The 14,397-nt window shown below is 61.6% G+C and carries 13 protein-coding genes, 1 tRNA gene and 1 pseudogene; 5 read left to right on the top strand and 10 right to left on the bottom strand.

What is annotated here, in order from left to right; genetic code table 11:
- Nucleotides 1-113: 113 nt before the first annotated feature.
- Nucleotides 114-1,412 carry a glycoside hydrolase family 68 protein gene (locus tag HUK82_RS04715; protein WP_176612844.1) on the top strand — a complete coding sequence of 433 codons (1,299 nt, stop codon included), beginning with the start codon at nt 114-116 and terminating at the stop codon, nt 1,410-1,412.
- Between the two features lie 780 nt (nt 1,413-2,192).
- A complete protein-coding gene (locus tag HUK82_RS04720) occupies nt 2,193-2,495 on the top strand; it encodes a hypothetical protein (RefSeq protein ID WP_176612845.1) in 303 nt (100 codons plus the stop codon).
- Nucleotides 2,496-2,592: 97 nt separating this feature from the next.
- Here the strand turns inward: HUK82_RS04720 and HUK82_RS04725 are convergent, their stop codons facing one another.
- Complete coding sequence (locus HUK82_RS04725) at nt 2,593-2,805, bottom strand: hypothetical protein (RefSeq protein ID WP_176612846.1); 213 nt, start codon at nt 2,803-2,805, stop codon at nt 2,593-2,595.
- A 34-nt stretch (nt 2,806-2,839) separates the two neighbouring features.
- Nucleotides 2,840-3,154, bottom strand: coding sequence for a hypothetical protein (locus HUK82_RS04730; protein WP_176612847.1), 315 nt, complete (start codon nt 3,152-3,154; stop codon nt 2,840-2,842).
- A 371-nt stretch (nt 3,155-3,525) separates the two neighbouring features.
- Here HUK82_RS04730 and HUK82_RS04735 point away from each other — a divergent pair, with 371 nt between their 5' ends.
- A complete protein-coding gene (locus HUK82_RS04735; protein WP_246495444.1) occupies nt 3,526-4,059 on the top strand; it encodes a glycine zipper family protein in 534 nt (177 codons plus the stop codon).
- A 385-nt stretch (nt 4,060-4,444) separates the two neighbouring features.
- Here the strand turns inward: HUK82_RS04735 and HUK82_RS04740 are convergent.
- Nucleotides 4,445-4,519: transfer RNA gene (locus HUK82_RS04740), tRNA-Val, on the bottom strand.
- A 210-nt stretch (nt 4,520-4,729) separates the two neighbouring features.
- Between HUK82_RS04740 and HUK82_RS04745 the strand changes: the two genes are divergently transcribed.
- Together HUK82_RS04745 and HUK82_RS04750 are read left to right on the top strand one after the other, a co-directional pair.
- Complete coding sequence (locus HUK82_RS04745) at nt 4,730-5,566, top strand: N-formylglutamate amidohydrolase (RefSeq protein WP_176612848.1); 837 nt, start codon at nt 4,730-4,732, stop codon at nt 5,564-5,566.
- Between the two features lie 830 nt (nt 5,567-6,396).
- Nucleotides 6,397-8,139 (top strand): Hint domain-containing protein, encoded by a 1,743-nt coding sequence (locus HUK82_RS04750; RefSeq protein ID WP_176612849.1) that lies wholly within the window; start codon nt 6,397-6,399, stop codon nt 8,137-8,139.
- Here the strand turns inward: HUK82_RS04750 and HUK82_RS04755 are convergent.
- The 7 genes and pseudogenes from HUK82_RS04755 to HUK82_RS04785 form a co-directional block, all read right to left on the bottom strand.
- Nucleotides 8,114-9,325: an SAM-dependent methyltransferase gene (locus HUK82_RS04755; protein WP_176612850.1), complete on the bottom strand. Its 1,212-nt coding sequence runs from the start codon at nt 9,323-9,325 to the stop codon at nt 8,114-8,116. The two genes, HUK82_RS04750 and HUK82_RS04755, sit on opposite strands and share 26 nt — an antisense overlap.
- Nucleotides 9,326-9,457: 132 nt before the next feature.
- Nucleotides 9,458-10,042 carry a 50S ribosomal protein L9 gene (gene rplI, locus HUK82_RS04760; RefSeq protein ID WP_176612851.1) on the bottom strand — a complete coding sequence of 195 codons (585 nt, stop codon included), beginning with the start codon at nt 10,040-10,042 and terminating at the stop codon, nt 9,458-9,460.
- A 13-nt stretch (nt 10,043-10,055) separates the two neighbouring features.
- Entirely contained in the window at nt 10,056-10,334 is a 279-nt protein-coding gene (rpsR, locus tag HUK82_RS04765; RefSeq protein WP_176612852.1) for a 30S ribosomal protein S18, read from the bottom strand.
- Nucleotides 10,334-10,822 (bottom strand): 30S ribosomal protein S6, encoded by a 489-nt coding sequence (rpsF, locus tag HUK82_RS04770; protein WP_176612853.1) that lies wholly within the window; start codon nt 10,820-10,822, stop codon nt 10,334-10,336. The genes rpsR and rpsF overlap by 1 nt, the downstream gene beginning before the upstream one ends.
- Before the next feature lie 169 nt (nt 10,823-10,991).
- A complete protein-coding gene (locus tag HUK82_RS04775) occupies nt 10,992-11,555 on the bottom strand; it encodes a GNAT family N-acetyltransferase (RefSeq protein WP_176612854.1) in 564 nt (187 codons plus the stop codon).
- A 29-nt stretch (nt 11,556-11,584) separates the two neighbouring features.
- Entirely contained in the window at nt 11,585-13,546 is a 1,962-nt protein-coding gene (gene rpoD / locus HUK82_RS04780; protein WP_176612855.1) for an RNA polymerase sigma factor RpoD, read from the bottom strand.
- 231 nt (nt 13,547-13,777) lie between these two features.
- Nucleotides 13,778-14,397, bottom strand: a pseudogene (locus tag HUK82_RS04785) (DNA primase); the annotation flags it as partial.

Below are 14,397 nucleotides of genomic sequence, written 5' to 3' on the forward strand. Positions count from 1 at the left end.
CTGGGTTGAAAGTGCGCGCAACTCAACGTAATCAGGCGATGTAATGACGCAGATGACGTCGTTACGTATTTGATCCAGCCGCCCTTCCGGGCGGCTTTTTTTATGGAAAATTCATGAACGCTATTTCAACCTCGCGTTGGCGGATCGCCGACGCGCTGAAGGTGCATGCCGACGACGCAACCACGACGATGCCTGTCATCGCCTATGACTTTCCGACCATGGACGAGTCCGTGCTGATCTGGGACACGGGCGCGCTGCGTTCGATCCACGGCCAGACCGTGACGTTCAAGGGCTGGCACGTCATCTGGTCTCTCGCGGTCGAAAAACAGGACCTGACCAATCAGAACATCGTTTCCGAATGGCGCAATCGCAATAATTCGGCGTTTATCGGATACTGGTATTCCAGAGATGGCGTCGAATGGACCTGGGGCGGACGACTTTTGCAAAAGACGGCCGATCTGCGTCCCTGGGAATGGTCGGGCGGCCTAGTCATGCGTGACGAGAGTGCCAATACGGTGGACATGTTCTACACCTCCTGCGGGTATGCGGGCGCGAACGAGACGGATTTCCAGTCCGTGATTTCCGTCAGCACGGGAACGATTCACGCCGACGACAAGGGTGTATGGTTCGAGGGCTTTGACGCCACCACCGAAATGTTCCAGGCGGACGGGGTGAATTATGCGAACGCCGAGGAAGATCCTTATTGGGACTTCCGCGATCCGCACCCGTTTATCAATCCGGCCGATGGCAAGCTGTATTGCCTGTTTGAAGGAAACGTTGCTGGTATGCGCGGCGCGTTCAGCATTTCCGGCCCGGAGATGGGACCGGTTCCGCCGGGCTTTGAGGTGGGCACCGGCGCGCAGTACGGTGCCGCAGCCATCGGCATTGCACGACTGGACAGCGATTATCACGCAGGCGACTTCACAAAGTGGACGATGCTACCGCCGCTGGTGACCGCACTTGGCGTCAACGACCAGACCGAGCGTCCACATGTCGTGTTCAAAAATGGCCTGACCTATCTGTTTACGATTAGCCATCACTCCACATACACCGGCGGTCTCGAAGGGCCGGACGGTGTCTATGGCTTCGTGTCGGACAAAGGTGTGTTCGGCCCCTATCGGCCACTGAACGCGTCGGGTCTTGTACTGGGCAACCCGTCGAGTGCGCCCTATCAGACCTACAGCCATTTCGTCGATCCGGACGGGTATGTGCAGTCGTTCATCGATACGGTGCCGGCGGCGAACAATGATCCTGACAATCCTGCCGTCTATCGCATCGGCGGCACTCTGGCGCCGACCGTGCGGATCGCGTTCGAAGGCGATCGGACGTTCGTGACTGAAGTTCATGGTTACGGACAGATCTTCGCGCAGGCCGCATGGCCGGTCGCGGCGACACCTGACCCTCGCTCGTAAAGGCGACGAGGGGCCGCTCCATTCGGGAGTGACCCTGTGGGTCGGATCCGACGTCCGGGCATGGACGTCGGATCCGGCCGCCAGACCGGTCAGTCGCGCATTGGACCGAAACATTAACAGTCGCCGTTCCGCGCGACGTGGCAGGCGGTGACGCCCGGGCGAACCCTCAGATCACGTCCAGGGCATTTTGCCGATGTACAACGCACGGCAGGACACCAGACATGCGCGGTCGAAGAGCACGCGCCGGGTCTGCCGACCGATGACCGCACGCCGCGGTCCCTGCAGGGACGTACGGCACAGGCAGCAGCGGCCCGGTCACGGCAGGCGCTGCATGTTGCTGGGGCCAACGTTGCGGTTGGAACCGGTTCATCGTCCCGGTAGCGGCGATATGATCGGGCATGGTGGCCTCCACAGTTCTCTGCGCACGAGCAGACGCTGTTTCTCGTGTGGACATATTGATCTTCGTCAATTGGTCGTCGCACATTCTTCCGCGATTGCCTCGAGTGCGGGGCTTTCCGTGGCCCCGACCATCGGGTTTCGTCAAACGGCGGTTACCGACATGGGTCACGCGAGAGGGACTTGTCATCGCACGGCGGTCACACATGGCCGTTCTCCGTCGTCGCGTGCGAGCGCGGCGGCGAGTTGAGATGTATCGTACGTTTGAAACCGGATAGTGATCATACCGCGTGACGCGCGGCCGTCGTTCACATGGACGCGGGCAATTCGCTTTCAGGTCGACGTCCGGCGCGTACGCCGGGATCAGGATGAGGGAAATCGGACATGCGTTTAACGCTTCTGGCTGTGGGGTCGGCCCTTACCGTCGCCGCGTGTTCGCACCCGCCACCACCAAGACCGGTCGACGAACGTGCGGCGCTGCTGAATGCCCAGTATGGCGACCCGAAAGCCTCACAGTCATCACGCGCCAGTGATGGCAAGCCGCACGGCGAGGTGTCGGTCGGATCGGGTGCCGGACTCGGTAGAGGCCGTGGATATGGGATGGGACCGATGGGCACGGGGGCCTTGGGTATGTCGGGAGTCGGCGCGAGCGGCCTGAGGGTCGAGGCCGAGGGAATGGGTTACTGACGCCGGGGCCCGGGCTGGACGACCGGTTCAGCGAGGGCTCCTTGCCTATAGCCACGTTCTCTGCGGGCTGATGTTCCCTTGCGGAGCGAAAACGCGCTTAGGGTCGGGTGTCACGTTCGCGACGACGTTCGATTGTGAGGTCCTTGATATATGCGGCGACCAGATACCAGTGCCGCAGCATCGTGAAATCATCGGTCTGCTGAAACGCGTTGATACGCTCTCGCGCTCTTGCCGGTGCCTCGTTGCCGAAGGCGTCCAGCAGCGTCAGGGCTTGAGAACGCGCATCCTTATCCGCTGGTCCCGCCGACATACCCGTCACCGGATTGGGAACCGAAGTCGGCCCGTCACCCCTCATCTCCCGGGTTCAGCGGCCGAGCCGCAGGAAACGGCAGCACAACCGCGCTGCAGGACTGGATGTCGTCCGACACCACGTGAGGGGAAGCGCTGAGCACGCGCAAGCGCTCGATCAGCACTTTCACCTCCAACTGTTTTTGCTCGTATCCATTAATGTGCTGGGCGTCCCTGCCGGCGTCGACCATTGATCCGGGGACGCCGCTGCCTTGCCGGGCAATTCTGGCGAGTGAGCCATATTCCAGCGCGCCCAGTTTCAGACAGTCGAGCAGGAGAGAAACCTGGCGCTCGCAAACCTCTAGTTTCATGTCCACCCTGCATCCACCGGCTCGGGTCTCGGTTGCAATCGCGCGACGCATCAGACGGCTGATACGGCGGCCCTGCCCCTCACCCTGATTTGCCATTCGTTAATCGGCGCACAGTGCACCAGATAGTTAATAAAAACTATCCAATGTGACTGAGTCGATCGTTTTTCGTAAGGAAATGCATTTTGTGATGAAGTTTTTGCGATCCTAGAGGGCTCCGGCGTTCGCCGCCGAACACACCGCGTGCTCGCGATCCCGCGTGACGGCACGTCGATACAGGCGATTACGATCGGACACTTGCCTTTCGGTTTCGTCTCGGCAATCGATTGCCCATGATCCGACGTGCCCTCCCCCTCCCCCTCCTCCCAATCATCATGTTGCTGTCAGCCTGCGCGGAGACGCCGCAAGGGCCGATGGTTCCGGTCGTGCCCGCGCAGGGTAAGGCGTTTGCCCAGTTCACGCAGGAATCGACGTTCTGCAAATATCAGGCGACCCGCGCGGTAAATGGACAGGCGGCCAGGGCGAATGGGCGCGCCGTGTTGGGAGCGCTGATCCCGACGGCACTCGGCGCAGGCCTGGGTGCGGCGGTCGGGTCGGCCTATGGTGGCCCGTGGCGTGGGTCCTACGCGGGAACCGGGGCGGGCATCGGTGCCGGCGCTGGCGCATTGGTCGGGGGCGGCATGGCGGCGGCATCGTCGACGCGCGCTCAGGGCGGCATTCAGATGCAATATGACAACACCTATGCCGCCTGCATGGTGACCTACGGCAACGTGGTGCCGGGGATGGGTATGCAATCTGGCGGCCCACCCGGTGTGCAGCCCATGGGTCCGCCGCCGCAACCGCCAATGGGAGCGACACCTTACCGCGGTGGTTATGGATCCTATGGGGGAGCGCCGGGCGCATACTGAGCCGTGCCGGTCTGAAGCCGCTGCGTTCGCTGACGTCGACCGGACGGCGTGTCTCGCCGTGTTGATACGGTGAGCCGTGTCCTGGTTCGCGCTCTTCGCCCAGCCGATGGCCGACGAATTCTACCACGGGGTTTGTGTCGCATAGATGCGCTTCAGGTCAGAGCCGCGTCTGTAAGAGCGGACGTGGCGACAACGCCAGCCAATGGTCATCACCTTTCCGCCACGAGACGATGACGATCACGACACGTGTGGAGAGACGATCTGACCGATCGGCCCCGACCGCTATGGCGCGCGCAGGCTTTCCCGAGGCGCTGACGCCCGCTTGCAGAACAAGTCCTGACTACGAAATTTCTGTTTATTTGTCTGGTATTTTTCACGGACCGGATGGTGGGCGCAACAGGGATTGAACCTGTGACCCCTACCATGTCAAGGTAGTGCTCTACCGCTGAGCTATGCGCCCATCCGGTCCGTAAGGCGGCTTCTACCCGCGTGCCCGGCGCAGTGCAAGCAGGTGGAGCAAAAAAATTTCGGGGGTCGTTTTTTCTGAGCCGGTTATTGCGGCGCCCGGGTCGGCGGCTGACCGGCGCGGTACAAAGAACCTGTCGATTCCGTCGAAAGGTGTAAGGTGAGGCTACGCCTTACCTCACTGTCTGGGACTTTGATAACGTTCGTGGACCGGCCTGCCACTCCCTTCTCACTCGTCGGTCTTGCCGACAGCACGTCCCCTCTGATCGTAGCGTCACCGCATTCGGGCCGGGACTACCCTGACGCCTTTCTCAAGGCCTCACGGCTTGCGCGATTAGCTCTCAGACGCAGCGAGGACTGCTTTGTCGACGAACTTGTCGGCGAGGCTCCCGCACTTGGCCTTCCTCTGCTGAGCGCAAACTTCCCCCGCGCGTTTTGCGACGTGAATCGCGAGGCCTGGGAGATTGATCCCGAGATGATCCTCGATGCGGTTCCCGCGTGGTGCAACACGTCGAGCGCTCGGGCCAAATCGGGGTTCGGGACCATCGCGCGGCTTGTCTCCATCGACCAGCCCATATACCGGGACAAGCTGCGCTTTGCCGAGATCGAACAGCGAATTCTGACATGCTGGGTGCCTTATCATCGCGCCCTTAGCGACCTGATCGATCAGGCGCGGCGACGAACCGGCGGGTGTCTTCTTCTGGACATGCACTCCATGCCGTCGCGGCAGGGCCAGCGCGTAGCCGACATCGTGCTGGGCGACGCATTCGGCACAGCGTGCTCCAGGCTTATCGTTGACCACGTACAGGCCGTGCTGCGCGGCCACGGGCTCAGCGTTCATCGCAACATCCCCTATGCCGGCGGGTACGTGACACGCCATTACGGCAGGCCGAACGCGGGGATACATGTTGTGCAAATCGAGATTGCACGGCGTCTTTATATAAACGAGCGCACTCTGGAGTGTCATGGAGGCTTCGCGCCATTGCGCAGGATCATGACCGACCTGATGACCCGTCTCCGCGCGATACCTCTGCTGTCGTGACGCGGAAAGAACGGCCGGATCGACCATGGCGGGAAACTTTCGCGCGCGGAAATGTCTTACGTACACATGCAGTGAAGGAGAACCTAATGCGCTTGTTTCTAATTATGATGCTGGCTGTCTCGGTGCCATGCTTGAGTCTGACCGCGTGCAAGGAACACAAACGGACGTTTGGGGAGAAGGTGCAGGACACACTCGATCCACCGAAAGGGCCGCTCGAGAAAGCCGGACGTTCGGTCGATCGCGCGACGGAAGACTGACCGATCGTCCCTACCTCGCGACAGTCCATGGATGGTAGCGAGGCCGCTTACCAGCGACATAATGACGCAGAACAGTTTAGCTGTTTAAATATATCGACAATAATACTCGCGAGAATATCGACGCTGCCGTCAAATAATTCACATATTTGTCATTGCAAAAGAATATATAAGCGAAATTTGATAAGCAGACGTGATTTGCCAGAAAATAGTAATGTTTCGTTACGGTTTTGGCGTTGTGGTCGGCAGCGAAGACGCTAATGAAAACAGTGACGTCCAGCAGTTTCAGTATCGTCGCGCGTGCTATGTAGCTGTAAAAAGGAACACGTTTGCATTTATAAAGACGTTCGGTGAGAATGGTTCGCACCTCACATGAATTGGTCAAAGCTGATTGATACAGAACAAACTCTGTCACCCTCGATACATGCTATTAAGTATTGTCTCGCCCTGCCGTCATGGTCCGATAGACGAGAGGTGTCGCCAGAGGCACCATGGCACTGACAGGTGTTTCACGTCGGGCAACCACAGAGACAGCTCAGGTAGAGACGGATTGTCGGCACCGAAGGAAATTGTTTGATGAGTATGATAGTCGTCTCCGCGACCGGTCAGACGGCCTATTCGACTTTTGTCAAACCCGCAGCCCTGACCGATGCGGCCACGATTTCGCACATCACGCTCACTGATCCGGACATGCGTGCGTGTATTGCCGATTTTACGGGACTTGAGACTTTATCGGCGCTGTCGGTATCGAACGGCGCCCATCTGGAGTTGACCGGGGAGTTTTCAGCGCTGCGTGCTCTCGCGTCTCTTGAAATCGACGGCGGCACGCTGGAGATTGACGGATCTACCCAGAAGCATGCGCTCCTCAACTCTCTTTTCATCCGCTCAGGGGGCGCCACGGTAATTCTTGGAACCGGACTTGAGGCCACGCCGGTTCTCGAGGTGACGGAGGCGCAGGCCGGAGACGGAGGGCAGGTCACCTCGCACCTCGATCTTATTTTCAGCCAGGCCACGTCCGTAGATGCCGTCTATGACGCGCGGACGAACAGAACGCAGTTGACAAGCCGCAACATCAGTGATTCCCGCAACGGAACGAGCGTCATTTTGTCTGGTAATCCGTATCGTATCATTACCGACGCGCAAGGCCTGGGCAGCAAGGTTTTCTATGGTGTCTCCGACGCCAACCCAGGCGCCAAGATCTGTTTCTTCCCCGGCTCACACGTGCGGACCCAACGTGGCGAAGTACTGGTCGAAGAACTGATGCCCGGCGACATGGCGGTCGCCCATGCCGCGCAAGGCGGAAATCATCATCCGATCCGCCGTGTGGAGCGCCGCCGCGTGTCCGTGCGGCGCCATCTTCCGCCTTATCAGGCCGGCTATCCTGTCATCATTCGTCGGCACGCCCTGCGGCATGACATGCCTTACAAGGACATGAAGGTTCTCCCCGACCACTGCGTCGAAATCGGCGGACGACTGATGCCCGCGCGCATGCTGGTGAACGGCATATCGATTACGTTCGACATGTCCACCGACAGCTACGACTACTTTCATGTCGAAACGGACGACCATCTCGTCCTGCTGGCCAACGGCACCCCAACCGCGGCGCATCCCAAGGCCGCCCATCCGGACGCCGGTCCGATCACGATTGTCGGCGGAACGGATTCGTCCTGTACGTGGGAGCGTGATGCAGCGGCCCCTCTCTGCACCGACCCGGCCAAGATAGCACCGATTTATCAGGAACTGGCCAGTCGCGCGCGCGCACTGGACCTTCACCCCGACGACGGGGCTCCGCGCCTGACCGACGACCCCGGCCTGATGCTCGTCACCAGTAAAGGACGCGTTTTGAGGCAGGCCAAGCGCGTGGGCGGTCTGCGAACCTTCATGCTGCCGTCGGGAGTGGAGGCCGTCTGGGTGGTCTCCCATGTCACGACTCCCCTCGAAACCGGTAGCCAGCCGCAGGCCGAGGCGCGTTCGCTGGGCGTTCTGGTTGGCGAGGTTATCCTGAACGAGGCCGGACATCGGCGTGAGATCGCGCACCATCTCAAGGAGAACCATCCAGGCTGGTACCCGCTCGCTCCCGGACGGACGGATGCGCGCTGGACGGACGGACAGGCGCTGCTGCCGCTGGGACGACGTACAAGTAACTCGATCAGTATGCTTAGTCTGCGGATTTTGGCGGGTGGCCCATACCTGGTCTCACCAGGGCAGGAGGCCATTTTTCAGGCCCCGGAGACGAACAGGAAGAGCGAAGATCCTGTCGATGCCAAGGACCTTCCTCCCCAGGCCCTCATCGTCAGCCGGAAGCCTGTTCCGCGCTGAACATGGCGTCACGGGTTATGGGCACGGCCAGGATGTCCCGCGTCAACTGAAGCTGGAAGTTCATGTGTCCCTGCACCCGGAAAGACAGTTCCGCGGCGGCGAGGTAGAGTTCGAACATCCGGCAGAATCGTTCGTCATACATGGCCCGAATGCCGTCGCGCTGTGCCTCGAAACGCTCCCGCCACAGGGCGATCGTGTGGGCGTAATGCAACCTGAGGACCTCACAATCCGTAACCCACAAGCCGGACCGTTCAACGGCAGTGAGGGTCTCACTGAGGGCCGGCGCGTATCCGCCAGGGAAAATATACTTAGCGATCCATGGATTGGTCGAACCCGCACCGTCCTTGCGTCCGATGGAATGCACCAACGCGACACCATCGTCACGCAGGCAGTCCCTGATCATGCGGAAAAAGCGCGGGAAATGGCCAATGCCGACATGCTCGAACATACCGACCGACACGATCCTGTCGAAGCGCCGCGCCACGTCGCGATAGTCGCATTTTTCGAAGTGAACCCGGTCTGAAAGACCAGCCTTCGCCGCCCGCTCGCGTGCTACATCAAGCTGCTGGTCGGACAGAGTGATCCCGGTGACGCGAGCACCGAAGTCACGCGCGAGCGTCAGCGCCATGCCGCCCCACCCGCAGCCGATATCAAGAACCTCAAGATCCGGCCGATCGAGCCTGAGCTTCGCGGCAATATGGAGTTTCTTGTCGCGCTGGGCCTGTTCCAGCGTCTCGTTCCCCGTGCGGAAATAGGCGCACGAGTACTGCCAGTCATCATCGAGAAACAGGCGATAGAAATCGTTGCCCAGGTCGTAATGGTGCGCGACGTTATGCCGTGACGAGCGATGCGTGTTGAACTGCGACCATTGGCGGCGCGCATAACGCACCGTTGCCGCGACGCGTTCGACGACATGGCCGTCGTCGTTCATGTTGGTCATCAGGACGTACAGCAACTCATACAGCGAGCAATCCAAGGGCTCGATCGCGCCGTCCATGAACGACTCGCCGAACGCAAGTCCCGGGTTGCGCACCAGTCCGCGCTCGGCCGCACTGGTGTTGATACGCATACCTGCAACTGGTGCCCGACCAGTGCCAAACCGGCGTATTCGCCCCTCGGGAAACGCGATGAAAAGGGTGCCGGTCCTGATCAGCCGCTTGAACACCAGTTCGGTCAGGAATGCCATGGCCAGTTCCTCTCCCATCTCAGAGCCGGGAGAGCATGGCCAAAATGAAGGAACGGGTAAAGGTTTGGCAGATCACAAAAAAACCCGGGGCCTTTCGACCCCGGGCTCTTCATCTCAGGCGATCAACCGTAATCAGGAAGCAGGGTGTTCGACTTCGATCTCGTCAGAGGCTTCGGCGACGTCTTCGACAACCGCCTCATCCTCGTCTTCGTCTTCGTCTTCGACACCGATGGCTTCACCGCGGGCCTGACGCTCGGCTTCCTCGACCGAACGTGCGACATTGACGGTGATGTTGATCGACACCTCGGGATGCAGAATGACGCGTGCCGTCACCAGACCCAGAACCTTGATCGGCTGATCGAGGACGATCTGCTGACGCGTGACGGTCAGGCCAGCCTCCGTAGCGGCCTCGGCGATGTCACGGGTCGTCACGGAGCCATACAGGCTGCCGCTGTCACCTGCCTGACGGATCAGGACGACCGACAGACCATGCATGCGCTCGGACAGGCGCTCGGCCTCCTCGCGACGCTTGATGTTGGTTGCTTCGAGCTGCTGGCGCTCACGGTCGAAACGCTCGCGGTTCGCACTGCTTGCGCGGATCGCCTTGGCCTGGGGCAGAAGGTAATTACGGGCATAGCCCGGCTTCACCTTCACGAGGTCGCCCATCTGGCCGAGGTTTTCGACACGCTGCAACAGGATCAGTTCAACTGCGGACATGATCGCGTCTCCCTCAGCTTACGACGTAGGGAAGAAGAGCGAGGAAGCGCGCGCGCTTGATCGCCTGCGCCAGTTCACGCTGCTTCTTCGCGGACACGGCCGTGATACGGCTCGGCACGATCTTGCCGCGCTCGGACAGGAAGCGGCTCAGGAGACGCACGTCCTTGTAGTCGATCTTTGGCGCGTTCGGGCCAGAGAACGGGCACGACTTGCGACGACGATGGAACGGGCGGCGCGCGCCGACAGCCAGGCGGCGGGCGGCGGGATTGACTTCGGTGTTATCGTCGGACATCAGCCCTGCTCCCCTTCAGCAACGGTCTCACGCTCGTCACGGGCGCGGAATTCCTCGCGGTCATCAAAGTTGCGACGACCGGCGCTACCACGACCGCTCTCGAAGCGACCGGCGGGCTTGGGCCCACGGAAACCACCGCCAGCGCCACGCTCGCCACGCTCTTCGCCCTTGCGCGACAGAACCGGCGACGGCGCCTCGTCGATCTCTTCGACCTGCAGCGTCAGAACGCGCAGAATGTCTTCGTTGAGGCTCAGCTGACGCTCGATCTCCTTGATCGTCGCGGGCTGCGCATCAAGACCGAGCAGCATGTAATGCCCCTTGCGGTTCTTCTTGATGCGATACGCCAGCGTGCGCAGGCCCCAGTACTCGCGCTTGCGGATCGATCCGCCATCGGCCTCGAGCAGGGTGTTGATCTCGTCAGCAACGGTCTCGACCTGCTGCTGCGTGACGTCGTTCCGTGCGATGAACACGGTTTCGTACAATGGCATGAATGCTCCCTTCGGATAGGTTCAACCCTGCGACGTCCGGCGGACCGGATCGAAGCGTCCTTTCCACAGGACACGGGTATAGCCGGCGCGATGCCACTCGCCCGGCAGGGAAGCCGCGCGTAAACCACACATAGCCGAAGGACGCAAGAGAAAACCGACAGGCCTACGGTCAGGCACGCAGCCGGTCGGGAATTGGCAGGCCAAGCCGGTCGGGAATATCCCAGAGCTCGCGGACGACGCGCACGATACGAAATCCCGCCGCGCAATATGTGCCGAGTGCGCGGGGATGATCGGCCGTACAGGTGTTGACGCGCACCACCACCGGCGCTGACGACCAGGCCGCGTCCACGGCTGCAGCCAGAAACGCGCGCCCGACCCCGCGCCCGATGGCCGACGGCATCAAACCGAAATAGGCAAGGTTGACGGAACCCCGGATACGCTCGTCCAGCTCGAAAAAACCGGCGATCCGGTCATCGTCATACAGGACGTATAGCCCGATCTCCGGGAGCGCCAGCAGTGCCGCAAGATCGGCATCGGCCAGCGTCTGACGCAGCCACCAGCAATAATCGTGCCCGACCGTGCCATAAAGATCGCGATACAGCGCCACGCCGGGCGATGCGATCTTCCTGACCGACCATCCCGGCGGCAGGCATGGCCGCTCGCCCGTCGGGCGCTCCGTCATCTCGAGAAACGTGACATCGACGGCGATGCGCGTTGCCGGGCCGGTCTCCATAGCCTCGGGCGCTCCTTGTCCTATGCCGCTCAGTTGTCGTCGAGGAACGAGCGCAGCTTGCGCGAACGGCTGGGGTGCTTGAGCTTGCGCAGCGCCTTGGCCTCGATCTGGCGAATACGCTCGCGGGTGACGTTAAACTGCTGCCCGACTTCCTCGAGGGTGTGATCGGTATTCATGCCGATACCAAAGCGCATGCGCAGGACACGCTCCTCACGCGGGGTCAGGGATGCCAGAACCCGTGTCGTCGCCTCACGCAGGTTGGTCTGGATCGCCGCATCGAGCGGGATGACGGCCGTCTTGTCCTCGATGAAGTCGCCGAGGTGGCTGTCTTCCTCGTCGCCGATCGGCGTTTCGAGAGAAATAGGCTCCTTGGCGATCTTGAGAACCTTGCGCACCTTTTCCAGAGGCATGCCCAGCTTTTCGGCCAGTTCCTCGGGCGCCGGCTCGCGGCCGATCTCATGCAGCATCTGGCGCGACGTGCGCACCAGCTTGTTGATGGTCTCGATCATGTGCACCGGAATACGAATGGTGCGGGCCTGATCGGCGATCGAACGGGTGATGGCCTGACGGATCCACCACGTCGCATAGGTCGAGAACTTGTAGCCGCGACGATACTCGAATTTGTCGACCGCCTTCATCAGGCCGATATTGCCTTCCTGAATCAGGTCGAGAAACTGAAGCCCGCGGTTGGTGTATTTCTTCGCGATCGAGATCACGAGACGCAGATTGGCCTCGATCATCTCCTTCTTGGCGCGCGCCGAATCACGCTCGCCCCGCGACACCGTGGCATACACGCGGCGGAACTCGCTGACCGGCAGGCCGGTTTCCGAGACGAGTTGCGCGACGTTGCCGCGAAGGTCGGCGACAGCACCGGAGTGGCGGGCGACGAAGTTCTTCCACGCCTTGCCCGGCAGGGCGGAGACCGTCTCGATCCAGTTCGGATCAAGTTCGTGGTTGCGATACTTGATCAGGAAGTCTTCGCGCGACACGCGGCAGCTCTCGGCCAGGCGGAGCATACGGCCCTCGAAGCCGTTGAGGCGCTGGAAATAGCCTTTCAGATGCTCAAGCAGGTCCTCGATACGGGCGTTGTGCAGATGAACCTGCTCCACCAGACGCACCAGCTCCTGACGAAGGTCCTCGTACGCCTGCTCGGCTTCGGCGGAAATCTCACCGCCGGCGGCTAGGGCCGCGATCCGCTCGGACTGCATCCCCTGCAGACGTTCGTACAGAGGTTCGAGTTCATCGAAACGCGCCAGGATTTCGGGCTTGAGCTTCTCTTCCAGGGCCGACAGCGACAGGCCGGAGCCCTCGCCTTCTTCCGCTTCCTCGTCGTTGCTCTCGGCGGTGTCGAAACTCTCGCTTGTGTCCTCGCCTTCGCTTTCACCCACGGTTTCCGGGTCGCCCCCGGCCTGCATCGCCTCCAGATCGACGATGTCACGCAGCAGCATCTCGCCAGCCTTGAGGCGTTCGTGCCATGAGATGATCGCGCGCAGCGTCAGCGGACTCTCGCACAGACCGCCGATCATCTCGTCACGGCCGGCCTCGATACGCTTGGCGATCGCGATCTCGCCCTCACGCGACAGCAGCTCGACCGAGCCCATTTCGCGCAGGTACATGCGCACCGGGTCGTCGGTGCGGCCGAGGCTTTCGGTGTCGACGGTCGGCGCGGGCGTGCCTTCCTCGGCCTCGGTCTCGGAATCGGCTTCCTTTTCTTCCTCGTCCTCGGCGGCGGCTTCGGTTTCCTCGTTGTCCTCGTTCTCGACAACCTGGATGCCCATCTCCGAGAGGAGAGCCATCACGTCCTCGATCTGCTCGGACGACATCTGGTCCTGCGGCAGGACGGCGTTCAGCTCATCGAACGTGATGTATCCGCGCTCGCGGCCCTTGGCGATCAGCCTCTTGACGGCACCCGACTGGGTATCGAGCAGTGTGGTGTCGCCGTCCTGCTCTGCGGCATTCGTTTCGCTTCCCGTCGCCGTCTTCGTTGCCATCGCCAGACCCAACTCCTGCTCTCAGTCCCCCGGCCATCATCGGCGGCAAAACGCCCCCGCGACGGCCAGCCCGCCCATCAAACCGCCAACCGAGGGACGGCTACGCCGCCCCGTCCGTCCTGCGTCCGGCCTTGAAAGGATCGAGTGCAGGTGGTCGATCCCGCGCGCGAAGTCAAGACCGGACATCATCCAAGCCGCATAAATCGCGGTTTCCGTGGCATTTTCACCCGATCACGGGTCCGGCTCGACATCACCGCGCCGCAGCGCCTCCAAGGCCATCAGCCTGGCCTGCAAGCCCGCCCAACCAACGGCGTCCAGCGAGCCGATGTTGCGCGCGTCGCGATGCACATCTTCCTGAAACCGCTCGAAATTGAGGAACCCGTAATAGTGCCACCAACGCTGGCGCGCCTGCAGCGGCATCAAGTCGTCATCGCGCGCGCGGATCGACACCGGCAGGCGTGCGTCATCCAGACACGCGCGCGCCGCATCCCCCAGCCCGTGAGCATCGAGCCATGCGCGCAAACCGTCGGGCGCCGCGCCCGTGGCCGCAAATTCCAGCAACCCGGCGCGGAGGGCATGCAGGTCGTCCGGCAACGTCAGCCGGCACCATGCGTCTTCAACCTCTGGCAAAAGGTCGGGGTTTGTCAGAAGAATGGCGGTCAGGATGCGCAGGCGCTCGCGCACTACGGCGTCGCCGGTGAACGCGACCCTTGCCACCGCCGAGCGCGCCGGTGCGGCCGGCGTGCTGCCACGCCCCTTGCGAAACGTGGCGAAAAAGCGATCCAGCAGGGTGGAACGGTATTCGGACGCCAGTTGCCGGTCGCCGATCAACCCGGCCGCCTCGATCAGTC

This window comes from Ameyamaea chiangmaiensis (assembly GCF_013376175.1).
In the GTDB taxonomy this organism is placed as follows: Bacteria; Pseudomonadota; Alphaproteobacteria; order Acetobacterales; family Acetobacteraceae; genus Ameyamaea; species Ameyamaea chiangmaiensis.

What these genes read in the sequence shown, in the direction of transcription:
- rpsR (WP_176612852.1), bottom strand. Translation starts at nt 10,334, where the DNA reads ATGTCCGACGATAACACCGAAGTCAATCCCGCCGCCCGCCGCCTGGCT.
- rplI (WP_176612851.1), bottom strand. Translation starts at nt 10,042, where the DNA reads ATGTCCGCAGTTGAACTGATCCTGTTGCAGCGTGTCGAAAACCTCGGC.
- HUK82_RS04755 (WP_176612850.1), bottom strand. Translation starts at nt 9,325, where the DNA reads ATGGCATTCCTGACCGAACTGGTGTTCAAGCGGCTGATCAGGACCGGC.
- HUK82_RS04725 (WP_176612846.1), bottom strand. Translation starts at nt 2,805, where the DNA reads ATGTCGGCGGGACCAGCGGATAAGGATGCGCGTTCTCAAGCCCTGACG.
- HUK82_RS04775 (WP_176612854.1), bottom strand. Translation starts at nt 11,555, where the DNA reads ATGGAGACCGGCCCGGCAACGCGCATCGCCGTCGATGTCACGTTTCTC.
- rpoD (WP_176612855.1), bottom strand. Translation starts at nt 13,546, where the DNA reads ATGGCAACGAAGACGGCGACGGGAAGCGAAACGAATGCCGCAGAGCAG.
- HUK82_RS04715 (WP_176612844.1), top strand. Translation starts at nt 114, where the DNA reads ATGAACGCTATTTCAACCTCGCGTTGGCGGATCGCCGACGCGCTGAAG.
- HUK82_RS04730 (WP_176612847.1), bottom strand. Translation starts at nt 3,154, where the DNA reads ATGAAACTAGAGGTTTGCGAGCGCCAGGTTTCTCTCCTGCTCGACTGT.
- HUK82_RS04750 (WP_176612849.1), top strand. Translation starts at nt 6,397, where the DNA reads ATGAGTATGATAGTCGTCTCCGCGACCGGTCAGACGGCCTATTCGACT.
- rpsF (WP_176612853.1), bottom strand. Translation starts at nt 10,822, where the DNA reads ATGCCATTGTACGAAACCGTGTTCATCGCACGGAACGACGTCACGCAG.
- HUK82_RS04735 (WP_246495444.1), top strand. Translation starts at nt 3,526, where the DNA reads ATGTTGCTGTCAGCCTGCGCGGAGACGCCGCAAGGGCCGATGGTTCCG.
- HUK82_RS04720 (WP_176612845.1), top strand. Translation starts at nt 2,193, where the DNA reads ATGCGTTTAACGCTTCTGGCTGTGGGGTCGGCCCTTACCGTCGCCGCG.